General features: G+C 36.8%; 21 protein-coding genes. 9 read left to right on the top strand and 12 right to left on the bottom strand.

Going from position 1 to position 22,574, the window contains the following annotated elements; translation table 11 throughout:
- Nucleotides 1-159 precede the first annotated feature (159 nt).
- The 4 genes from ACJ004_RS05980 to treP all read right to left on the bottom strand — a co-directional run bounded on the left by ACJ004_RS05980 (nucleotide 160) and on the right by treP (nucleotide 4,866).
- Nucleotides 160-837, bottom strand: a complete 678-nt coding sequence (locus ACJ004_RS05980; RefSeq protein WP_410891783.1) for an SOS response-associated peptidase — start codon at nucleotides 835-837, stop codon at nucleotides 160-162.
- 123 nt (nucleotides 838-960) lie between these two features.
- Nucleotides 961-1,674: a trehalose operon repressor gene (gene treR, locus ACJ004_RS05975; protein WP_410891782.1), complete on the bottom strand. Its 714-nt coding sequence runs from the start codon at nucleotides 1,672-1,674 to the stop codon at nucleotides 961-963.
- A 14-nt stretch (nucleotides 1,675-1,688) separates the two neighbouring features.
- Entirely contained in the window at nucleotides 1,689-3,356 is a 1,668-nt protein-coding gene (gene treC, locus ACJ004_RS05970) for an alpha,alpha-phosphotrehalase (protein ID WP_410891780.1), read from the bottom strand.
- An 85-nt stretch (nucleotides 3,357-3,441) separates the two neighbouring features.
- Nucleotides 3,442-4,866 carry a PTS system trehalose-specific EIIBC component gene (treP, locus tag ACJ004_RS05965; RefSeq protein WP_410891779.1) on the bottom strand — a complete coding sequence of 475 codons (1,425 nt, stop codon included), beginning with the start codon at nucleotides 4,864-4,866 and terminating at the stop codon, nucleotides 3,442-3,444.
- A gap of 462 nt (nucleotides 4,867-5,328) precedes the next feature.
- On the opposite strand from treP, the gene ACJ004_RS05960 reads away from it, so the two are divergent.
- Nucleotides 5,329-5,883: a GNAT family N-acetyltransferase gene (locus tag ACJ004_RS05960; protein ID WP_410891778.1), complete on the top strand. Its 555-nt coding sequence runs from the start codon at nucleotides 5,329-5,331 to the stop codon at nucleotides 5,881-5,883.
- Nucleotides 5,884-5,969: 86 nt separating this feature from the next.
- On the opposite strand, the gene ACJ004_RS05955 is transcribed toward ACJ004_RS05960, so the two are convergent.
- Both ACJ004_RS05955 and ACJ004_RS05950 read right to left on the bottom strand, forming a co-directional pair.
- The gene (locus ACJ004_RS05955; RefSeq protein WP_410891777.1) at nucleotides 5,970-7,160 is read right to left on the bottom strand and encodes a M14 family metallopeptidase; all 1,191 of its coding nucleotides are present in this window, start codon (nucleotides 7,158-7,160) and stop codon (nucleotides 5,970-5,972) included.
- Between the two features lie 182 nt (nucleotides 7,161-7,342).
- A complete protein-coding gene (locus tag ACJ004_RS05950) occupies nucleotides 7,343-7,735 on the bottom strand; it encodes a thiol-disulfide oxidoreductase DCC family protein (protein ID WP_410891776.1) in 393 nt (130 codons plus the stop codon).
- A gap of 390 nt (nucleotides 7,736-8,125) precedes the next feature.
- On the opposite strand from ACJ004_RS05950, the gene ACJ004_RS05945 reads away from it, so the two are divergent.
- Nucleotides 8,126-8,767, top strand: coding sequence for a phosphatase PAP2 family protein (locus ACJ004_RS05945; RefSeq protein ID WP_410891775.1), 642 nt, complete (start codon nucleotides 8,126-8,128; stop codon nucleotides 8,765-8,767).
- Between the two features lie 120 nt (nucleotides 8,768-8,887).
- Here ACJ004_RS05945 and ACJ004_RS05940 read toward each other — a convergent pair whose 3' ends face one another.
- The 4 genes from ACJ004_RS05940 to ACJ004_RS05925 form a co-directional block, all read right to left on the bottom strand.
- Nucleotides 8,888-9,556, bottom strand: a complete 669-nt coding sequence (locus ACJ004_RS05940) for a DUF2642 domain-containing protein (protein WP_410891774.1) — start codon at nucleotides 9,554-9,556, stop codon at nucleotides 8,888-8,890.
- A gap of 190 nt (nucleotides 9,557-9,746) precedes the next feature.
- Nucleotides 9,747-11,057: a hypothetical protein gene (locus tag ACJ004_RS05935; protein WP_410891772.1), complete on the bottom strand. Its 1,311-nt coding sequence runs from the start codon at nucleotides 11,055-11,057 to the stop codon at nucleotides 9,747-9,749.
- A gap of 59 nt (nucleotides 11,058-11,116) precedes the next feature.
- Nucleotides 11,117-11,572, bottom strand: coding sequence for a hypothetical protein (locus tag ACJ004_RS05930; protein ID WP_410891771.1), 456 nt, complete (start codon nucleotides 11,570-11,572; stop codon nucleotides 11,117-11,119).
- A gap of 138 nt (nucleotides 11,573-11,710) precedes the next feature.
- Nucleotides 11,711-12,796: a CotH kinase family protein gene (locus ACJ004_RS05925; RefSeq protein ID WP_410891769.1), complete on the bottom strand. Its 1,086-nt coding sequence runs from the start codon at nucleotides 12,794-12,796 to the stop codon at nucleotides 11,711-11,713.
- Nucleotides 12,797-13,150: 354 nt separating this feature from the next.
- Between ACJ004_RS05925 and ACJ004_RS05920 the strand changes: the two genes are divergently transcribed.
- Nucleotides 13,151-14,230 carry a hypothetical protein gene (locus tag ACJ004_RS05920; protein WP_410891768.1) on the top strand — a complete coding sequence of 360 codons (1,080 nt, stop codon included), beginning with the start codon at nucleotides 13,151-13,153 and terminating at the stop codon, nucleotides 14,228-14,230.
- A gap of 184 nt (nucleotides 14,231-14,414) precedes the next feature.
- Nucleotides 14,415-15,773: an arsenic transporter gene (locus ACJ004_RS05915; protein ID WP_410891766.1), complete on the top strand. Its 1,359-nt coding sequence runs from the start codon at nucleotides 14,415-14,417 to the stop codon at nucleotides 15,771-15,773.
- A gap of 26 nt (nucleotides 15,774-15,799) precedes the next feature.
- On the opposite strand, the gene ACJ004_RS05910 is transcribed toward ACJ004_RS05915, so the two are convergent.
- Entirely contained in the window at nucleotides 15,800-16,402 is a 603-nt protein-coding gene (locus ACJ004_RS05910) for a VanZ family protein (protein ID WP_410891765.1), read from the bottom strand.
- A 1-nt stretch (nucleotide 16,403) separates the two neighbouring features.
- Nucleotides 16,404-17,750, bottom strand: coding sequence for a D-serine ammonia-lyase (gene dsdA, locus ACJ004_RS05905; protein WP_410891764.1), 1,347 nt, complete (start codon nucleotides 17,748-17,750; stop codon nucleotides 16,404-16,406).
- Nucleotides 17,751-17,919: 169 nt separating this feature from the next.
- Here dsdA and ACJ004_RS05900 point away from each other — a divergent pair, with 169 nt between their 5' ends.
- From ACJ004_RS05900 to ACJ004_RS05880, 5 genes are all read left to right on the top strand, one after another.
- Nucleotides 17,920-18,720 (top strand): hypothetical protein, encoded by an 801-nt coding sequence (locus ACJ004_RS05900; RefSeq protein WP_410891763.1) that lies wholly within the window; start codon nucleotides 17,920-17,922, stop codon nucleotides 18,718-18,720.
- A gap of 148 nt (nucleotides 18,721-18,868) precedes the next feature.
- Nucleotides 18,869-19,609, top strand: a complete 741-nt coding sequence (map, locus tag ACJ004_RS05895; protein WP_410891762.1) for a type I methionyl aminopeptidase — start codon at nucleotides 18,869-18,871, stop codon at nucleotides 19,607-19,609.
- A 184-nt stretch (nucleotides 19,610-19,793) separates the two neighbouring features.
- On the top strand, nucleotides 19,794-20,198 hold the full coding sequence (locus tag ACJ004_RS05890; protein ID WP_410892130.1) for a MerR family transcriptional regulator: 405 nt from the start codon (nucleotides 19,794-19,796) through the stop codon (nucleotides 20,196-20,198).
- Nucleotides 20,199-20,282: 84 nt separating this feature from the next.
- A complete protein-coding gene (locus ACJ004_RS05885; RefSeq protein ID WP_410891761.1) occupies nucleotides 20,283-21,593 on the top strand; it encodes a hemolysin family protein in 1,311 nt (436 codons plus the stop codon).
- A gap of 310 nt (nucleotides 21,594-21,903) precedes the next feature.
- Nucleotides 21,904-22,563: a sugar transferase gene (locus ACJ004_RS05880; protein WP_410891760.1), complete on the top strand. Its 660-nt coding sequence runs from the start codon at nucleotides 21,904-21,906 to the stop codon at nucleotides 22,561-22,563.
- The last annotated feature ends 11 nt before the right edge of the window (nucleotides 22,564-22,574 follow it).

Genomic DNA, 22,574 nt, shown 5'->3' with positions numbered 1-22,574 from the left:
TTTTTCCACAAAAAAAAGAAAGTGGTCGAACCACTTTCTAAAGAAGGAAAACTTTTATGGGTTAATACAGAATATGTAAAAGCTTGTACTTGCATGTAGTAAACCTGTCCATATTGAAAAAATATTTATTAAAATATAAGCCTATTTTTTTTAAAAGGATTAACAAATTTTTTGAATAAGCCCGATTGAGTTATTTTTCGGTGAGTTCACTAAGGAAGATACTTCATAGGTCTCCATTAAGGTTTCATCGAACGGGACGAGTAATTTATTTAAATCCCTAGCATCAGATAAAGAAGGGTCCAGCCATATTTTTTCATCGTCTGGCTTCAAAATAACGGGCATTCGGTCATGAATATCTTTCATTAGTTCATTGGGTCCGGTTGTGATTACAGAACAAGTGTAGAGCGTTTTTCCTTCGGGGGATTTCCACGCTTCCCATACGCCCGCCATGGCAAATAAATCATCGGACTTTAGTTTAATCCGCATGGGGGTTTTGCTTTTATCCTCATGACGTTTCCATTCATAAAAGCTGTCTGCGATGATTAAACAACGCTTTTTTTGGAAGGCTTTTCGAAAACTGGGCTTTTCGGCTAAAGTCTCTGCTCGGGCATTAATCATCTTATGACCAATGGCCGGATCCTTTGCCCAAGGCGGAACCAGGCCCCATTTTAAAAATCCCATTCGATTGGACCTTCCATCATTGATTACGGCAAGGACACCCTGAGATGGGGCAATATTATAACTGGGTTGATAATTTTCTTGGTCTATAAATGCTTGAATATCGAAACGATCGATGATTTCTTCGAACGTTGCTGTTAACGTGAATCGGCCGCACATACAATTTTCACCTCACGAATTGGTTACTTATATTGTAGCAATTTCATGAATAAAAATCCTTTCCAAACGAGGAAGAAAGGAAAAGGAGACCGCCAATGCTGCCAAGCGGTCTCCTTTTTAAAATTAATGGGATCTTCGAGCGAAATCCACAAAGCGAAACTTATCGGGTCGATGCCTTGATTCGGTGTATTGAAAAAGGGTAGCGTCATCTAAGTAAACATAGTTTTTGATGACGACAATATTGTGAAAGCCTTCAAGGTCTAAGAGCGAACGATCCTCGGGTGATGGCTCCTCCACAACAATTTCCTTTTTGGCAAAGCTAATGGTCAGATTTAAATCATTTTCAATATATTGATAAATGGAATCCGCGCAAATTTCTTCAGTGAGGGAAGGGACGTACTTTTTTGCTAGGAAATCTTTATCTAAGATGATTTTCTCTCCGCCCATCTCCCTGGTACGAATGACTTTCCATACTAGGTCTTTACTGCCCAGCTGAAGCTGCTGTCTAACTATACCATCGGGCTTGATTAACTCGAGCTCGTTGACGATCGTTTTCGGTTTACTGCCCATTTTGTTGGCCAGTTCTTTAAAACTTACTAAGCCCGAAACAGGAAAATCAAATTTGCTAATGTCGATTACAATCGAACCTTTTCCTCTAACCTTTTGGATATAGCCATTTTGTGAGAGCAAATTTAATGCCTTTCTGATCGTTTCTCTCGATGTCTCGAATTGATCCTTTAATTCGTTCTCAGAGGGGAGAAGCGTTTGGGGCGGAATTGCTCCGCTTTTAATTTGCTCGACAATGATGTTATAGATTGTTAGATACTTGTTCGTCATAATGACATCTCCGTTCATCTTTTCAGGTAATACACAATCGACTCATATGGCCGCAAAGAGATCTCCTGGCCAAGTGAGGGCGAATCCTCATAATTAGAGAGTAACATCTCACTATCATACTCATCAAGATGTAAATGAGCAGGGAGGACAAAGGGATGCTCTTTGCCATAAAAATTGTTAATAACAAGCAATGTTTTTGTTCCACTTGTTCGAAGATAAGCAAACACAACATCATCCTGATTGGAAATAGGCTGATATTCTCCATCTGTAATCACATCATACTGTTTTCGTAATTGAATCAGTTTTTGATAGTGGAAAAAAATCGAGTCTGAATCCTTGAGTGCCTTTGCCGCATTGATTTCCTGATAATTACGAGCCGTTTCAATCCAAGGAGTCCCACTTGTGAAACCTGCATGTTCAGTTGCATTCCATTGAACGGGTGTTCTCGAATTGTCACGGGATTTTTGTTTTAAAATTTCAATAATCTCCTGCTCGTCCATTCCGTCATCTTTCTTAATGTTAAAGATATTCAAAGATTCAACATCACGATATTCATCAATGGAGTTGAAGTTTGGGTTGGTCATCCCAATTTCTTCCCCCTGATAAATGTAAGGTGTTCCTTGGAGCAGATGAAGGGCAGTTGCCAACATTTTCGCTGACTCTTTATGATATTTTTCATCATCGCCGAAACGAGACACCACTCGTGGTTGGTCATGATTACACCAGAAGAGGGCATTCCAGCCGCCGCCTTGGTTCATTCCCACTTGCCAGTCAGATAAAATTTGTTTTAAGGAATGAAAGTCAAAGTCTGCTTTCGTCCATTTATCACCATTTGGATAATCGACCTTTAAATGATAGAAGCTAAAGGTCATGTTTAATTCTTGCTGCGTTGGGTTCGTGTACTTAATACAGTTATCAATCGATGTTGATGACATTTCACCAACAGTCATAATATCGTATTTCGAAAAAACTTGTTCATTCATTTCATGTAAAAATTGATGTATCTTTGGTCCATCTGTATAGAATTTACGGCCATCACTGTTGTCCTGTGGAAAATTTTGGTCTTTGGAAATTAAATTAATGACATCGAGGCGGAAGCCATCAACACCTTTTTTTAACCAAAAGTGCATCATTTCGTATAGAGCGGCACGAAGCTTTTCATTTTCCCAGTTAAGGTCAGCTTGGGTAACATCAAATAAATGAAGATAATACTGGTTAGTTTTCTCGTCATATTCCCATGCTGAACCACCAAATTTAGATTCCCAGTTCGTCGGCGCCTCACCATTCTTGCCGTCTTTCCAGATATAAAAGTCACGATAAGGATTATCTTTCGAGCTTCTTGCTTGTTTAAACCACTCATGCTCTGTTGAAGTGTGATTAATAACGATATCCATAATGATTTTTAATCCGCGTTTGTGGGCTTCTACTAACAAACGGTCAAAGTCCTCCATGGTACCATATTCTTCATGAATCGAGTAATAATCACTAATATCGTAGCCATTATCCCGTTGGGGGGATTTGTAGATGGGAGTTAGCCAGAGAACGTCTACCCCGAGTTCTTTTAGATAGTCTAATTTTTCAATGATGCCTTGGATATCTCCGGTACCATTCCCGGTGGTATCATTAAAACTTTTTGGGTAAATCTGATAGACGACTGCTTTTTTCCACCATGCTGTTGTCATCTCCTACACCTTCCTAGTTAAATTGTAGTTCTTCATGGAGAAAAGGAGGGAGTTTGTGCTCCCTCCTCCATATGTGATGTTCATGTTATTTTTTAAAAGTAAATTTATTCATGCGTGTTTTAGCAAATACAATCGTTAAGATGAATGGAACGGCAATTGCTATAAACATTGCAATAGCAAACATCGTCATGTGCTGTGCCTGAATCGAAAGGATCCCAGGAAGACCGCCGACACCGATTGAATTCGCCATAACGTGACTAGCAACGGATACAACGCCTGCAATCATAGAACCAATCATAGCAGCAAGGAAGGGGAAGCCATACTTTAAGTTAATCCCGAACATTGCTGGCTCAGTTACACCAAGGTAACAAGAGATGGCTGCAGGAATAGAGACTTGTTTTTCTTCTTCATTTTTACGATTGATGTAAATCATCGCAAGTACTGCCGAACCTTGAGCAATATTAGATAAAGCAATCATTGGCCATAGGTTGGTTCCGCCAAGCTCACTCATTAATTGCAAATCAATGGCATTCGTCATGTGGTGCAATCCTGTAATAACAAGTGGGGCATAAGCAAATCCAAAGATTGCCGCAAAAATCCAGCCAAATGCAGAAGTTAAGCTTGAATAAACCACATGAGAAATTCCGGAACCGATGCTCCAGCCGATTGGGCCTAATACTGTATGAGCGATTAAAACAGTTGGAATTAATGCAAGGAACGGTACAACAATCATCGAAATGGAATTTGGGACAACCTTACGTAATCTTGTTTCTAAGAAAGCAAGTAATAATCCGGCTAAGATTGCAGGGATTACCTGTGCTTGATAACCAATCATTTCAATTTTTGCAAATCCGAAATCCCAGACTGGAATATCTTTTGCACCCGCTACGGCATAGGCATTAAGCAATTGCGGAGAAACGAGTGTAATCCCAAGAACGATACCAAGGATTTGTGAACCACCCATTTTTTTCGTAACCGACCAGGTAATTCCGACAGGAAGGAAGTGGAATACCGCTTCACCAATCAGCCAAAGGAACGAATGGACACCTGCCCAGAATTGAGAAACCTCGATAATCGATTTTGTTCCACCATCAAGCAATTTAATATCACCGATGATGTTTCTAAAGCCTAGGATTAAACCACCGACAACAAGCGCCGGAATTAATGGCGTGAAGATATCAGCAAGGTGAGCCATCATACGTTGCAGCCAGTTCATATTTTGCTTTGCTGCCACTTTTGCTTCTTCTTTGGATGTGCCATCTACGCCAGCAATTTTAACAAATTCATTATAAAAGCTAGGTACTTCGTTACCAATAATGACCTGGAATTGCCCAGCTTGGGTAAATGTACCTTTTACCAGTTTAATGGATTCAATTTCTTTAATGTTTGCTTTGCTTGGATCGTTTAAAACAAAGCGCATTCTTGTCACACAATGGGTAACGGCAGCAATGTTTTCTTTACCGCCAATGTGTTTTAAGAGATCTTTTGAAGGATCTGTGTATTTCGTCATTTGTCTTTCCCCCTGTTTTATGGGAATATCCCCATTTTATATCTTCTATTTTTTTCACTCTATATACAGGCGATGTGTACGGTTTCATAAAGTGGTTGCTGCTTGTATATACAAGTTTTGATTACGTTTTCATTCTAGCTTGTATATACAAGTATGTCAACTAGGAAATTTAAAAAAAGGGGGAGAGGGGGAATGAAGTTCGATTATGGTGGAACTTGTTTATTTTCTATGTCTTTCGAACCACTTTTCCACTTTAAAGCAATAATGATTGAATGAATATTTGGAAAATGGTAAGATAAAGGTGTTTAAATTCTTCTGAGTTTAGACCTCCTAATTAGGGACTTGGCATAGACCACCAAGTCCTCATTTGGACCTTTGAATAATTCAAAGGTCCCTTTTTTTATAAAAAATGAAATTACTGGGTAATTTGGTAATATAAAAGGCGTAGGAGGCAGGCAGACCTTGGAACTTAAAACAATTGATCATTGGGATGAAAAGCTATGGAACGACAAAATAAGCGCCATTTACCATCAAGCATTTGATGGAAAGGGAGCAAAGCCGGAGAAGATCATAGGTAATATGTTCCGGAAAGGACTTTGTTACTTACATATAGGGATTATGGAGAGTCAGGTAGTGGCCATGGCATTGACAGGGAAGCTGGAAGGAACCGACGCTTTAATCATTGATTATTTAGCCGTCCATTCCCATTGGCAGCATCGCGGGATTGGGATGAAAATGATGAAATATATTCAAGACTGGTCATTAACTAAAGGAAAGGTGAAAAGTCTAGTGATTGAAGTAGAATCAGCCAATACGCCTGAAACATTGGCAAGAAATCAGTTTTGGGAAAAGTGCGGTTTTACATTAACAGAATACATTCACGATTACATATGGGTCCCTGAATCCTATCGAGCTATGTTTTTAAAATTGGTGCCTGACACCAATATACCTGAACACGGTGAGGAACTGTTTAAGTACATTGAAAGGTTCCATAAGGCATCGTATCAGGGGGCGTGAGCCTTAAGTAAAAAATAATTTTATATCATACAGAATCTTAATCTTTCCAAAGAGAAAGGAGGCGGGAAATTTTCAGGCCTCCTGTTTTACATATAAAGTCCTGCCAAGAAAATTCCTAGGGATTTTTTATAAATATCATCGAACATTGACAGCGGAAGTGGATTAATTCCACGGCCGAGCTCAATCGTAAACCCCGTTCGCTGCCAATCTTGGATAAACCAGTCCTTGTAACCCGCATAGCTTTTAATGGTTTTGACCGGTTCATACCCGCTGACTCGTGCAAATTCTTTGACGATTCCTTCTGACTCAACAGGCTCAAGGTTTTCAAATCCCCAATAGATGACCTCACCTTGTGTATGGAAGGCCAGCACACGTGAAAAATCTCGCTCTTTGGTCAGTTTCGCCATAGCAATGGCTTCGGGCTCTACTAAAGGTTTTTCCCCGACATAGTCTCTTGGTCCAGGCTCATTTGGGTTCCGCTCCTTCTCTAATTCCCATCGGGCTGGGAATTGGTCATTGAGGTCGACACCTCTAATATTTGCTTTCCATTCCGTAAAGTCTGTACTTCCTTTATTAAAATTAACCACTCTTTTTTGCCATTTTTCATTTTCAGGAGGACCGTTTAAGACAAGGTCGACTCCATCTGGATTTACCATTGGGACGATTGATAAGGTAGTTTGTTGGTAAAGGGGAAACGAATGGAGTCCTCGAATCGGATAATGATTTGTAATAGATAATAAATAGTCATTTAAAAACGTCATAATGATCAGGGAGGTTATCCATTCATTGGCATGAAAGGAACCATTATAATGAACCTTTTTTTCACCAGTCCCAATCCTTATCTCGGGAATTTCTTTTCCAAGTACTGACTTTCCGATTGATGATATTTGCAAAAATGGATAGGCCTTTTTTAATCTGTTCATATCGTTCAGCAGCTTGCTGTAATCATATCTTTGTCCACTTTTAACTAATCTCCTGTTCACCCGTGTAGGAACCTTTATCATTTGCCCAGAGTTGAGGTTTGCCTCATTTAATTCTGGATTAACCAGCTCCATTGCTTCTAGAGGAAGATTCATGTTTTGAGCAATGCTCCATAAAGAGTCTCCGGGGCGAATCTGATATTCCTTGGCAGAAAAACCTGGAATGCGAACCTGTTGACCGACAGAAAGGTTATTCGGGTCAATCCTAGGGTTGGAATCATTTATTAACTGTAAGTTAACCTGAAACATCTGGCTGTAATGCCATAGAGAATCTCCTTGTCTAACAACAATCTCCATTTAGACCCTCCTGCTGTAAAAAAATAGTATTAATAATATCTATGCTTTCAGGAATAAATTATTAGTTAGATTTAAGGTGTCTGGCACCAAAACCCCCGAGCGAGGAGGCTCACAACTCCCTCGCGGAAAGCGAAGTGTATTCGGACTGCGGGCTAAATAACAATAATCTATACGAAAACAGCCTAGTCTAAAAATCTTTCCTTCCATTCGGGCAAAGGGAGCATACAGCTTTCTTCTTTTCCAAACCATTTATAGCGGTTCTTTGCAACAATGTCGTAAAGGAAATCCCTAAAAAAAGGAGGGAGGAAACGGAAAATCGATAATATCCGCCACCCTGTGCCTAGTTTACTGCAAACACGAAGTGCTGCACTTGATTTGAGATAGACTTTGTTATTTTCGATGAGTACGAAACTGTTTAAATCATTGTTCAGGCCAAATTTTTTTATAAGTGTCTGGCCGGATTCACTCTGGAGCGAGGCAAACTTAAAATAGCCAACAGTGTCTCTTTTTATAATGAATTGCACACTGCTGTTACATAGATTACATACCCCATCAAATAAAATGATTCGATCCACAGTTTCACCACCTTAACTACTATGTTTGTTGTATTTAGTTTAGCATAATCTCATGCTGGGACACTTTCGCAAGACATAAATTTCCAGATCTTTAAAATATCCTTGCTACACAGGAAATCCATGGTATATATTAGGAAAGATAGAAACCAAAACCAGGGTTTCTAAAATTTTTTGCAGACGATGTCCACTGGAGGCGGACAAATTAAGGGGAGTGTCCACGAATGGTGCCTGACACCAAATTATTCATGAAAGAAATTTCCAGATAAAATCTCTTATGATATTGGGAAATTTCGTTTATTTTCTCCATTTATATGGTATTATGGAGTGTGTTCGACATTTTTCAAGTTAGTTATCTAGAAAGTTATTAATTTATTAAAGGAGGGATCTTCCTTGAAAAACTTAATTAAAAAAGCTCCCTACTTACTATTACTGCTGGTCATTCCTGCTCTTGCCAAAATATACGAATTATTAAATTCTCGTTCACATAAATCTTTCGATATAAGTACATCCTTCGACCAGGCCATACCGTTTTTGTCGATTTTTATCATACCTTATATCATTTGGTATGCTTACATCTTTTTTTATCTTATTTACTTTTGTTTTAAAGACACAAAAGTATACCTGAAGACGTTAATTTTAATTGTGGTGGGAGAGTTGATTTGTTTTGTTATTTATTTCTTTTTCCAAACAACAGTCCCAAGGCCAACCATTATAGGGGATAATGTCTTCAATCAACTTGTTCAATGGATTTACGCCCATGATCGTCCATTTAATTGTTTCCCAAGTATCCATGTGCTTACGACGTTTTCAATCATGCTTGCTTCACTTCATATTAAAAATAAACACGTCATTCACCATTTATGTATCCATATTATCGGAACTTTAATCATTATTTCAACGCTATTTATAAAGCAGCATGTCATTTTTGATATGATTGGTTCCATGTTCCTAGTTACGTTCCTATATGGAATTGCGTTTGAATTATTGACATTTAACCAAAAAGCAGAAACTGCTTTCGTGAAAGAAAAATAGTTTAAAAATATAATAGGTAATAATTTTCCTAATAAAAAGAGTGTCTCTAGACACTCTATTTTTTTTAAAAAAAGCTTGTTTACTAATAATCCATTATAATTTAAAAATTAACATAACGGATTAAGTCATATGGATTGTTTTAATATGTTGAAGATTGATAAAAACCGGATCTCCTTTTGCACCAATCAATTCCACAAAATTATCCTTAATCTCTTTTACCTTACCAATAACATTTTCGTTCTCCGCGATATTAAATACGATCAATTCACCAGTTAACTTTTCAATTTGAACTTCAAACGATCTTGCAAAGGTAATATTGCTTGGATTCACTGGCAAATTTGAATTGCTTAGACCGTAGGGACGTTGATTATTTGTATAGGGAATTAACCATTTTAAATGGTTAAGGGATATAAACATGGTTTTGTAAATTGGCGAGTAGAAAACAAAGTAATTATTCATAATACTAATAATATAACCATGTAACGCTTGGTTACTTGTTACATAAATTTCTGTAAAAATTCCTTTAGCAGCTGTCAACGTTTTTCGCAGTGAGATTTCTTCGTTATGATTATATATAGGTGTTGAGCCTTCACTAATAGTAAATTCATCAATTTCATCTTGCTGTAAATACTTCCAGTTTTGGCAATGAATAGCGGGGATGTAAAGGTAGTCATATCCATTAAAAATCACCCATAGATCGCTGCCTACATCAATAAGTAATCCACTAATAAATTTCTTCCCTGAAATCTCTAGTTTGATATATTTTCCGATATTATCTTTCAACTTCATTTACTCACATCCTTTCCTAGGTTTTCCCATTTACAAATAGAGGAGGGCTGAAAAGACTATTCATTTATAACATGTATACCTAGTTAGAACTGCCCAGCTCATATTTGTATGGTGTTTGGGGATTTTAACAGGGGGAATAAGGGGGAATAAACATATATTACTAATCATTTTTTATTATCATATCATTAAATTAGAACAATGATGTCCGGTTGTTTCTGTTTGGCCATCCTGCAAAAGGGAATGCTCTTTGGTCATCACGATTTACTGGTTCACCAGCAAAACGAAATACCTTTTGCTCTTGCTCTTTTTGTTTCCATCCATTTTGACTGTTATTAGTAGTTGTTGTTTCAACTGTTTTGGTATTTTCTGTTTTCTTCGTTGCTTGGTTTGATGAAGTGGCAGATTTAGCTTTCTCTTGTGTTTTTGTTGATTTTCCGTCACTCATTTGTAATTTTAACGGTGGTGCTGGTATATTATCTGTTATTTGAATTGTAACTGCTTCTTTTACTTCTTTCATGTCCTTCGATTGATCGCTATCTTTCGATTTGCTCGACTTAACTTCTTCAGACTTTTTATCTTTAGTACTCATATCATCTTTTGACTTTTTCATTTCAGCCATAATTTTAGATGAGTCCTTAACTTCTGTCTGAGAATTTTTAATCTTTAAGAAATTAGATGTGATCACATCCTTGGATTGAACCCTTGTTGCTTCAATTTTTATTGGTTGTGACCATACCATGGTATTATTTGGATCAACATAGTCCTCTTTGATGGCTGCTTCATGTTTTTTGTCGGACTTTTCGGACTTTTGTTTCTTATCAGAGCTATTGCTTTCATCTTTAGATTCTGACTTTGATTTCTCATCTTTTTTGGAATCATCTTTTGATTCTGACTTTGATTTCTCATCTTTTTTGGAATCATCTTTTGATTCTGACTTTGTTTTTTTATCTTTTTTGGAATCATCTTTATCAGAATCATCCTTTTTAGAGGAAGAAGATGATTGATCTTTGGAGTTCTTTTTATTATCAGAATCTTCATTTTTCTCGTTATCTTTTGATGATGATGTCTTGACAGTTTCTTCTTTAATAAATCCTTTGAGAATGTTGGACACATGTGTTAATTTAATTAAGATTCGTTCTTCACCGTTAATTAACGTAGCAAAGTCAGTATCGATTTCACTTAACACACCAGTAAATCTTTGCTTGTTAATAGTTAATATCGTTACCCAAGTATGCTGAAACGATTGGAGTAAATCTTTTAAACTCTGTGTTTTTTGAAACTTGGCAGTCGTTTTATCAGGCTTGAACGATCTTGTGTTTTTGGTAATGGCTTGAATTTTTTCAATGTTATAATAAAAAATGTATTTATCTTCTGTTTCTAACACAACATGGTCAGCCTCAACACCGATTAATTTTCCTTTAAATACGTCTTCACCTACAAATAGATTTACTTCAAAGCCTTTTAATAAATCTAATGCAGCTGAAAATTTATCTAACCCCATAGTTATCCTCCTTAAGAGATAATGGGTCGCTCCTCTTATGGAGAAGCGACTTTTTTTTACTAATTTTCGTCACCGTCATTACCTTTTTTATCAACCACTAGTCCGTAGCTTACGTTTCGAATGTGTTTCATCGACACACGGACAACTTCTTCTTTAACAATCAGGGAAGCAAAGTGTTTGTTTACTTCGCTCAGAACACCTTCAAATGATTCAGGACCTCCACGATTAATTCTTACCCATTGAAATCTGATGCTTTCTAAAAGCTTTACAAAGGTTTCAGCTGATTTAAAATCCAATTTTTTTGGGACCTTTAAATCGAACTTCATATCGTCTTTAGCACTTTCTGTAATGCTTCTAATGTGATTCATCTTATAGTAAACGACACCATCGCTTTCAGTTAAAAGGACAAAAAAATCATCTAAAACAGCTAGTAATCTCCCACTTCTTGATTCGGGCCCTCCGCGATCTACCTTGATTGTTTTGCCCACAAATAAATTCATCATCTCTTTTTCCATAAAAGAATTATCCTCCTTTAAATTAAATAAACATTTACACTGCATCTATATGTATCACGGGATGATGTTGTACTAATAAAGTAGCCTTTTTTTCCTGTTTTGGGAAAAAATAGGCAAAAAAAAGTATATGATTGAATTTCATATACTCTTTACCTTTATAAAAGATGATAATTCTTTCTTAAGAAACGCGTTTCTTTTTTTAATAAAATTAAAATAAACCTTTTTTTCTTGCTCTAATGATTCAGCTGTAGAGTTTATAAACGGATCAAGTCTCATGTGTGGTTTTAACGAGTCGAATAAGTCATTAATAACAGGTCTTTGGACATCTAGAGTAAAGTCGTTTACCAAAATATTTGTTAGGATATCATTGTATTGGTTTCTAAAGCGTGGAAAGTGAAAAAGTCTTGCAGAAAGCGTGTTGTATCCAGTTAATGGAACATAGTCATAGTCAAGCTTCCTGCCGTGAAGGTTTCTTCCCCAGGTCCCATCATAATCCCAAGGAGAGATTTCATATAGTCCAGTTTTACCATTTTTATACAATGCGTAATTATGGATAAAACCATCATAATTCTGCACACACACAGCCCCAGATACCCATCTTAAATATTTCTCTACATCAAGTACTTGTGGGATTATTTTTTCAAAGTCTTCATTACTTAACGTATTAATCATAGCAATAAAGTTCTGTAAATCATGGATATCTTCTTGATCACCATATTTTAATGTGTATCCTTGGTCTAATCGTTTTTTCATTTCTTTTTTCTTAGTTAATAAGGAGAAATTTGCTCGATTATTGGTTGCATAAATAATAGCTCCATCTGGCAATTTTCTTTTTGCAAGTAGATATTGGTCAAATGATTCAATCTCTAAATAAATTCCCTTACTATATCCATTAATATACAGTAAAACATGCTGAGAGCGGGGAGATATGACGCCAATTCGATCGAAAAAATCGAGCGATAATTTGTTTCTGCTTAATGATACATCTGAAAATTCGGCATTGAGGTGAATTTCATGTGCCCCATTGACCTTGTACGGTTTTTGAAAAACAATTCGATAGGATCTTTTTTTCTTATCCCTTATCACATTTCCTCGATAAGAAAGTTTAATACTGTACCGATTTTCTCCTATTTTTAATTCAGCAGGTACTAATTCATCATTCCAAATGTCTTTTTCCAATTTTCTTAACCACTTAGGATTAATTAAAATATCATATTTTAACACTTGAATTCTCCTAAATAACATTTTTTCTAGATATATGCATTTGTGTGGGTGTTTGTGTGCAAAAACTTAAAAAAAATGAGACTAAAATTATATGATTGTCTATGTCAAATGGAAGAAAACTTCATAAATTGAAATAGAAAAGAAAAAATTGTTAAGAAAGTGGTGGAAAAATGGTACTAAAGCTTGATATTGAACATTTACTTTCACAAGCTAAAGAAAATGGTGTTGTAGGTTTTTTAGATAATAATCCTGTAGGTAAAAAAGGAGGTAACAATAAATCAAGTTCAGGAAGTTCAGGATCTACTGGCAGCGGTAAGAGCGGAAGCAGCAAAAGCAGCAGTGGAAGCTCTGGCAGTGGTAAGAGCGGAAGCAACAAAAGCAGCAGTGGAAGTTCTGGCAGCGGTAAGAGTGGCAGCGGTAAAAGCGGCAGTGGAAGCTCTGGCAGTGGTAAGAGCGGTAGTGGAAGTAGTGGAAGTAGCGGAAGTAGCGGCAGTCACAAAAAACCAAAAGGGCCTAAAGGGCCTAAAGGAAAAAAAGGAAGCAGCGGAAGTTCAGGTAGCTCAGGAAGTTCAGGTAGCTCAGGAAGTTCAGGTAGTTCAGGTAGTTCAGGTAGTTCTGGAAGCTCAGGTAGCTCAGGTAGCTCAGGTAGTTCTGGAAGTTCTGGTAGCTCTGGAAGTTCTGGTAGCTCTGGTAGCGGAAGCAGCAGTAGTTGCGGAACATGCGGATGCGATAGCACAGGAAGCTCTGGAAGCTCTGGAAGCTCCGGAAGCTCTGGAAGCTCCGGAAGCTCTGGAAGCTCTGGAAGCTCAGGAAGCTCCGGAAGCTCAGGAAGCTCCGGAAGCTCTGGAAGCTCTGGAAGCTCTGGAAGCGGTAGTAGTGGTAGCAGCGGTAGCGGCAAAAAACCAAAAGGACCAAAAGGACCTAAAGGAAAAAAAGGAAGCAGCGGAAGTTCAGGAAGCTCAGGAAGTTCAGGAAGCTCAGGAAGTTCAGGTAGTTCAGGAAGCTCTGGTAGTCACGGAAGTTCTGGAAGCGGAAGCTCTGGTAGCCACGGAAGTTCAGGCAGCGGAAGCTCTGGTAGCTCAGGAAGTTCAGGCAGTGGAAGCTCTGGCAGTCACGGAAGTTCAGGCAGCGGAAGCTCTGGTAGCTCAGGAAGTTCAGGCAGCGGAAGCTCTGGTAGTCATGGAAGTTCAGGCAGCGGAAGCTCTGGTAGTCATGGAAGTTCAGGCAGCGGAAGCTCTGGTAGTCACGGAAGTTCAGGCAGTGGTAGCAGCGGCAGCCACGGTAGTAAGGGGAAAAAAGGTCCAAAAGGTCCAAAAGGTAAAAAGCATTAACAACAGCAACCGATACTTTCAAAAGTATCGGTTTTTTGTTCATTTCTTGTACATAAACCTAGAAAAAAGCCTGTGTGACATTCGTCTATTAATAAAAAAATAGGTAAAAATCTAGAATGATTTTTGAAATTATTTCTAGATACTTGCTGATTTATCAAAATACGAGGCATTCGTTTAGAACAAGCCTTCACAATGGGACGTACTATGAAGCAAGGACAAGAAAAAAAGAAATAAAAGAAACGGAAAATCAAGAAGGAAGCTTAAGTGAAGGGAGTAAATAAACTTTTATGTATCATCAATCGACGGTATTTATCACCATCTTTGCTTTTTTTCTAACAATGGTCCTGATCTTTATCCGTCCCAAAAATATGAACGAAGCAATACCAGCTACATTAGGGGCCATTCTCGTCTTTATAAGTGGCAGCGTTTCAATAGGAGATTTACTCGATATAAGTTCAAAGGTTACGGGGGCAGCTATTACCATCATAGCCACGATCGTTATGGCGATTGTACTCGAAAGTTTTGGCTTTTTTAGTTGGACAGCAGCTTTAATGTTAAAAATTTCAAAAGGATCTGGCATTCGATTATTTTGGAATACCTTATTACTTTGCTTTTTAATGACACTATTTTTTAACAACGATGGAAGTATTTTAATTACAACACCAATTTTGATTTTAATTTTAAATAATCTGAAGTTAAAAAATCAACAAAAGATCCCATTCCTATTAAGTGGCGCACTAATTGCGACTGCCTCAAGTGCCCCGATAGGTGTTAGTAATATTGTTAATCTAATCGCGTTGAAAATTATAGGTATGGATTTGTACATTCAAACGGAAATGATGTTTGTTCCTGGAGTACTAGGATTACTATTTTTATCCTACTTATTATTCCTAGTATTCAAGAAAGATATTCCAAAAGAAATCCGCTTTCACTCCTACTCAATCCCACTCCAAAAAAACCGATCATACCATCCACTACAACCAGGGTCAGAAAATTTATTTAATCAGCAAAAGAAGCTCATGATCAATATGCTTATCTTCGTATTCCTTGTCAGGATTAGTCTTTTCGTCGCATCTTTTATTGGTATCTCCGTCTCTTTGGTTGCTGTATGTGGATCTATAATCTTATTGATTTGGAGATGGATTTACTTAAAAGTAAACCCAAAAGACGTAGTCGGAAAAATTCCGTGGCATATCTTAATATTCGCCTTTAGTATGTATGTCATTATGTATGGTTTACACAATATTGGATTATCGCATTTCCTATTAACCTATCTAAAACCGATCGTCAATGATAGTTTGCTCCATGCAAGTTTAACCATGGGTGTGATAACCGCCTTTCTTTCCAATATCTTTAACAATCATCCTGCCTTAATGATTTCAACCTTTGCTTTAACGGACATGGGACTAGATCCCCTATTAACGAAAACCGTTTACTTATCAAACATCATAGGCAGTGACATCGGCTCACTGATCCTTCCAATCGGTACTCTTGCCACACTACTGTGGATGCATATTTTAAAGACGAATAAAATTAAAATAACTTGGATGGAATATATAAAAGTTACCATTGTTGTCATTCCTGCCACATTGATTTTCACCTTAATTAGCTTATATATATGGCTATTGCTCGTATTTGCAGGATGATATTTTAATAAAAAAAATAGGACTCATCATTCGATGGGTCCTTTATTTAATTCAATCTGCACCACTTGCTGAATAAAGGGGAATAGAACACAACCCAGGTAAACTCCCAAAACGTTCAAAATCAAATCATCAATATCTAAGCTGCCGCGTTGAGATACAAATTGCAAACCTTCAATGCATGCAATCATCAGGAAGGCAGTTAATAATGCCTTCCGCAGAGATAAACGTTTAAATCTTAGGAATAGGCCGTAGGGAATAAACAAACCAATATTAGCAGCTAGGTTATAAAAAGCGATTAACCAATTCACTTTTCCTGACAAATAAAATGTTATAGTGGAAAAGGGAACAAGATTTATTGAATTATAGCTTTGATCGTTGGGTCGAAAAAATAATAAAATCACAAGTGCAACGGTATAGAGAGTTATCAAACCTAAAAATAATGGATAGGGAATAGAAATCTTTTCCTTTCTGATTAGTAAAACCAGCAATAAGTCCATCCCCATAATACATAATAAGACAACTCCTAAAACGATGGGGTGTAAATAGGAAACTAAACGAATCAATACAGGAGACAACACAATAAATATTCCAATAGATATTAATATGGAAATAATTAATGGTTTTTTCACTTTATCTTGATCCTTTTTGATAATATTCTTCCATCATTTCTTTAGGGACCATACTTCCGCCTGTTGCCCAAATAATATGGGTGGCATTTCGCATTTTTTTCACTAAATCATGCTTCTCTAAGTAATCTTTTCCCTCGTTAGATAAGATTATGGGTCCCATCATACCTGCTAAGGCGGAAGGCTCAAGATAAATCTCCTCGGTATCAACAAGGTCTTTTAGTAATTTGTATAAATGTTCGTCATGAATCGTATAACTTCCACTCAGAAAAGGTTCGATTATTTTACCAACAAATCCCGATGCCCTGCCGACTGCAAGTCCATCTGCATCGGTTATATTATCAATTCCGATATCTTGGACAGAAATTTGATCATGTAATCCTGTCATTAAGCCGAGTAACATACAAGGAGAATGGGTTGGTTCTGCAAAGAAACAGTGAACGTTATCTTTAAACAATTGTTTCAAACCAAACGCAACTCCACCTGGACCACCGCCAACACCACAGGGCAGGTATACAAACAACGGGTGATTTTCATCGACTTGAATCTCTAACTGATCCAGCTGGTTCTTCAACCGGGAGGCGGCCACTGCATATCCTAAAAATAAATCACGGGAGTTTTCATCATCGACAAAATAACAACGAGGATCTGCTTCCGCTTGAATTCGGCCTTGCTCGACAGCTTTGCTATAATCCTCCTCGTATTCAATGACCATGACATTTTTACTGCGAAGTAAGTCCTTTTTCCATTGTTTTGCGTCGGCAGACATATGTACAGTTACCTTAAACCCTAATTTAGCACTGATGATCCCAATACTTAAACCCAAATTTCCAGTTGAACCAACAGCTATCGAATATTGAGAAAAGAAGGATAGGAATTTTTTACTAGCTAATTTGGAATAATCATCATGAATGGTTAGCATTTGATGTGCTAAAGCCAATTCTTCTGCATGTTTGAGGATTTCATAAATCCCGCCTCTTGCTTTAATTGAGCCTGAGATAGGCAGGTGGCTATCACATTTTAATAATAAATCACCTAAAATAGGCGGACCGAAATTGTGCGCTAATTTTTGCTGCATAGACGGGATTCTCACTAATGGAGATTCAATGATCCCATTAGCTGCTTTGGTTTCCGGAAAAACTAACGCGAGAAAGGGAGCAAACCGATTTAATCTTTCCTCCGCATCCTTGATATCCGCTGCCGTAAGGGGAGAGTTGTTAATTCCAAGCTGTGCCTTTTTTAAGTTCGGATTCACCCAAAATACTTCATTTAATGTCTTGAGATTATCTAACAATGGAAGCTGTTTGCTCTCGAGCCATGATTGAATATCCATACCATTCATTTTCTTCATCGGAACCCCCTGTCAGTAATAAGAATTTTTACAATAGATTTATTTTAACACATCACTTTTTTAGGAATGTGAATTAGATAAACTTTCATAAAATAAAAAATGTTTAATAGTTGTCTTTAACACTTATTTGCCTTTTGAATATTATTTAAATAAAAGGCATGTGAGGGACATGTATTTAGTTGGCTTTTACTCTCCAAAAGAAAAATCAGGTGTTACTGAATTAGCCTTATCCATATACAATTGGCTCAAATTAAATACAAATGTATCTGCTGCATTTATTTCCTACGGAACCTTAGAAAAAGAGCAGACTTCAAATGAGCTCATCCATGAATTTTCAAAATTAACCGTAACGGAACAAAAACGAAAAGTAAAATTAATGAAAAATGAATATGATATCATCATTTATGATGCCTCCAGTCAATTGTCGGAGGGGGTATTAAAACTTTTACCGATTGTGGACCGTTTATTTGTAATTGGGGAAGAGCATACTGACTTTGCCGTTAAACTACAAAAGATCATTCAATTTGATAAAATATTTGATAAGAGCGTCAAAAATTTTATTTCCCATTTGCGAGGTAGTAAAACCTTTATCATCCGTGAAAATAAAGAAGACCGAGTGATTGGCTTCAAGTACTCCAAAAATGAAACCAATACAATTGGTCAAATGGTGTATACAGACTATGTCACGCGTTATATAGAAGAAAAATTCATTGATAAAAACATTAAAATATTTAAAAAGATTTTAAAAATACCTAAGAAGGAATTATACAAAGGTTTACACGAACTAGGGATAGATTTTGAAAAAGCACTGCTTTTTCATGAATATGTCTTTCTTAGGGAAGCTTTAGGCCAAAATTACGATGAAGCGATTGAAAATCTCTTTCCACTCTTAATTAATTCCACTTACAAAGAAATCTTCGAAAAATTTCAACTCGAAATAAATTTTATCAAAAAAATAAAAACATTATGATGGAAACAAATACAGAGTAGCCGTGTTGACTCTGTTTTTTTTTGTCCTTTTAGCCCTTATAAATTGTTATCCTTGGATTTTACCTAAGGATAAATGTACAATCTAATAAGTGAACGTTATAAGATAAAAATTATAGGTGGGAAAAAGAATGATTGCAAAAACGGAAGAAGATTTTAATGGCTTGAAGGAAATTGGCAGAATTGTAGCTGCAATTCGCGATGAATTAGTGCAAAAAGCGGTACCTGGGATTACCACTAAAGAACTTGATGATATAGCTGCTGCGTTATTTGAAAAGGAAGGAGCAGTCTCAGCTCCAAAAGGCGAATATGATTTTCCTGGATTTACGTGTATTAGTGTAAACGAAGAAGTAGCTCATGGAATTCCGAGTCACCGAGTGATTAAAGAAGGGGACCTTGTAAATATCGATGTTTCCGGTTCAAAGAACGGTTATTTTGCTGATACAGGGATCTCGATTGTCGTTGGAGAAGGCGAAGAAATTTTAAGCAAAATTTGTGAAGTGGCAAAGGAAGCCTTTGAAGCCGGTCTTAAAAAGGCCAAACCAGGCTCTAAAATAAATGGAATGGGTAAAGTAGTCTTCCAAACCGCAAGAAATCATGGATTAACAGTCATTAAAAATCTAACGGGACACGGAATTGGACGTACCATTCATGAACCACCAGAATATATTTATAATTATAATGAAACTTCTGATAATGGTTTGTTAAAGGAAGGGATGGTTATTGCCTTCGAACCCTTCATCTCAACCCATGATGAAGAAGTATTTCAACTTGATGACGGCTGGACATTTGTTACAGAAAAAAGTTTTGTGGCTCAGTACGAACATACGTTAATCATAACCAAAGACGGACCAGTTATTTTAACCCGATAATCCTAAGGGGATCTAGAGACAACTTCTTAAGCTCTAGATCCTTTTTTGTTGCCTTTGTTAAACTTGACAGTTGCTTTCTGCTCCAACTATATAAACCGGTACGTTGACTGTACGGTTTGAAGTGTGGTATAGTTATACTAACATTAAATTGGGAAGGGGTGAGTAATTTGGGGAGTTTTATCGTATTGGTGAAATAGCAAAATTGAAGAATATTTCTAAACGGACAATCGATTATTACACCCAAATAGGCTTACTAAACCCTATTCGGACGGATTCTAATTATCGATTGTACGGGGAAGAGTGTCTTCAGGTTTTGAATATGATTGAGCACTATAAAAATCTGAATATGCCCCTAGAGGAAATAAAGTCTTCCATTGAATTGATTAAATCAGACAATACCATTGATAGGCAAAAAGCTGAAAAACATTTTGAACAGATTGCTAGTATTATGCAGCATCTAAAAGAGGAAATTCATGTAATGGAACCGATTCTTCAAAGATTAAATCAACAACAAAAAGAAGAGCTTGCTAACAGACTTTCGGCAGAAAGCCGTACATTAGCACAATCATTATTATTACTATTTAACTAAATACCTATTTTGCTAGAATCAATCATTTAAGCACGTAAAAAACAGGAGGTGTAATCCTTACTTAATCATTAAGTAAGGAGATCATTGATAATTACTAATCTATTAATAATAGCAATTTTAATTGCTTTTACAGGATTTTTTGTAGCATATGAATTTGCTATTGTTAAAATCCGCGGTACAAGAATTGATCAACTCGTAAGTGAAGGGAACAAGAATGCGATCGCGGCGAAAACAATTGTAACCAATCTTGATGAATATTTATCTGCATGTCAATTAGGTATTACCGTTACAGCTTTAGGTCTTGGGTGGTTAGGAGAACCAACGGTAGAGCATATTCTTCACCCGCTATTAAATTACTTTAACATGCCTGAATCTGTTTCAAGTATTACTTCATTTATCCTTGCATTTGCATCCGTAACATTTATTCATGTGGTAGTAGGGGAACTAGCACCAAAGACTTTTGCGATCCAAAAAGCAGAAGAGGTCACTTTGTTGTTTGCAAGACCGATGATCCTCTTTTACAAAATCATGTATCCTTTTATTAAAGCGTTAAATGGCTCTGCGCGTTTCATTACAGGAATTTTTGGGTTGCAGCCTGCATCGGAGCATGAAGCGGCTCACTCAGAAGAAGAACTTCAATTAATCATCTCTGAAAGCTACAAAAGCGGAGAGATTAACCAATCAGAATATAAATATGTAAACAATATTTTTGAATTTGATGATCGAAATGCCAATGAAATTATGGTACCTCGTACCGAAATTGTAGCCTTTGACATTTCACAGTCCTTAAATGAATGTCTGCAAATTGTGACGACAGAAAATTATACAAGGTACCCAGTTATTGATGGTGAGAAAGATAACATCGTCGGTATGGTCAACATGAAAGAAGTTTTTACCGAATATATCAAAGGCAAGAATGTTGAATCCTCTATTCAAGAATATATTCGCCCGGTAATCCAAGTGATTGAATCGATCCCTATTCACGATTTACTTGTAAAAATGCAAAAAGAACGTGTTCATATGGCTATATTAATGGATGAATATGGCGGTACAGCTGGTTTAGTCACTGTTGAAGATATCCTTGAAGAGATTGTCGGTGAAATTCGTGATGAATTTGATGCAGACGAAGTACCAGAAATAAACAAAATTAGTGAAAACCAAACAATCGTTGATGGTAAAGTCCTTATTGATGAAATTAATGACTTATTCGGGCTAGATCTCGAAAATTCAGATATGGATACCATTGGTGGATGGATTCTATCAGAAAAAATGGATGTCGTCGAAGGCGATAAAGTTAGATACGACAATTACGTATTTAAAGTCCTTGAAATCGAAGGCTACCATATAAAATCTCTAGAAATTTTAAAATTAGCTAATCAAGAATCAATCGCCTAACCAACTCCCTCTTGTCAAAACAAGAGGGAGTTTTTATGTTGTTTGAGCAGAAACTTATAATATTCTATTTAATAAGCTGCGACAAAAGGGGAAAATCCAATTCTCTTTTTGTCGCAGTTTTTTTCATTTCATCGTTATATCTACCTATGTTTTGTAAAAAACTTTACAAAGTATTTAAAAACTTAATAAATATTCAAAATCTTTTACAAACTCTTCACCCTTCCTCAACAGCAACTTCAAATTATGAACCTATACTTTACGTATGAGCTAGCAAGTCTCATTATATTAAATCTTTTGGGGTGAAAAATTTGTGAATACTGAAAAAAGCTACAATTACTACCAAGAATATCTAATAGTCCCTTCATCCAATCTCACTTTATCAAAGAATGTGGAACATTATCTCTATTTAAAAAGAGCCTATGACATTTTCCTTGCAACCGTTGGGTTAATTATTGCCATCCCAATTGTTTTTTTCTTTACAATCCTTATTGTCATTGAAACACCAGGTTCTCCAATTTATGTTCAGGAGCGGATGGGCAAGAATGGCAAACGATTTAAGATGATGAAGTTACGATCCATGAGAATGGATGCAGAAAAAGGAGGGGCAAAGTGGGCAGAGATAAATGATCCTCGTATCACAAAAGTGGGAGCATTCATCCGGAAGACTCGTATCGACGAACTTCCTCAATTGGTCTCTGTTTTAAAAGGAGACATGTCAATTGTAGGTCCAAGACCCGAAAGACCCTTCTTTACAGAAAAATTTAATAAAGAGATAAAGGGATTCGAGAATCGATTGCTTGTTAAACCAGGCCTGACGGGTCTGGCTCAGGTTAGTGGGGGATATGATATTTCTCCACGAGAAAAACTTAAATATGACCTGGCATACATACAAAATTTAACATTCTCACTTGAAGTGAAAATTATTTTAAAGACATTTAAAGTCATTTTTACAGGAGCGGGAGCACGTTAAAAAAGGCGGGA

Origin of the sequence: Neobacillus sp. 204, assembly GCF_046562815.1 — a bacterium.
Classification (GTDB): Bacteria; Bacillota; Bacilli; order Bacillales; family Cytobacillaceae; genus Neobacillus.
Note: the sequence above shows the minus strand (reverse complement) of the source record. Positions and strands in the feature narration are given on the sequence as shown.

Bases quoted from the DNA above. Each gene is read 5' to 3' on its own strand.
- ACJ004_RS05980 (WP_410891783.1), bottom strand. From the start codon at position 837: ATGTGCGGCCGATTCACGTTAACAGCAACGTTCGAAGAAATCATCGAT.
- treR (WP_410891782.1), bottom strand. From the start codon at position 1,674: ATGACGAACAAGTATCTAACAATCTATAACATCATTGTCGAGCAAATT.
- treC (WP_410891780.1), bottom strand. From the start codon at position 3,356: ATGACAACAGCATGGTGGAAAAAAGCAGTCGTCTATCAGATTTACCCA.
- treP (WP_410891779.1), bottom strand. From the start codon at position 4,866: ATGACGAAATACACAGATCCTTCAAAAGATCTCTTAAAACACATTGGC.
- ACJ004_RS05955 (WP_410891777.1), bottom strand. From the start codon at position 7,160: ATGGAGATTGTTGTTAGACAAGGAGATTCTCTATGGCATTACAGCCAG.
- ACJ004_RS05940 (WP_410891774.1), bottom strand. From the start codon at position 9,556: ATGAAGTTGAAAGATAATATCGGAAAATATATCAAACTAGAGATTTCA.
- ACJ004_RS05935 (WP_410891772.1), bottom strand. From the start codon at position 11,057: ATGGGGTTAGATAAATTTTCAGCTGCATTAGATTTATTAAAAGGCTTT.
- ACJ004_RS05930 (WP_410891771.1), bottom strand. From the start codon at position 11,572: ATGGAAAAAGAGATGATGAATTTATTTGTGGGCAAAACAATCAAGGTA.
- ACJ004_RS05915 (WP_410891766.1), top strand. From the start codon at position 14,415: ATGTATCATCAATCGACGGTATTTATCACCATCTTTGCTTTTTTTCTA.
- dsdA (WP_410891764.1), bottom strand. From the start codon at position 17,750: ATGAAGAAAATGAATGGTATGGATATTCAATCATGGCTCGAGAGCAAA.
- ACJ004_RS05900 (WP_410891763.1), top strand. From the start codon at position 17,920: ATGTATTTAGTTGGCTTTTACTCTCCAAAAGAAAAATCAGGTGTTACT.
- map (WP_410891762.1), top strand. From the start codon at position 18,869: ATGATTGCAAAAACGGAAGAAGATTTTAATGGCTTGAAGGAAATTGGC.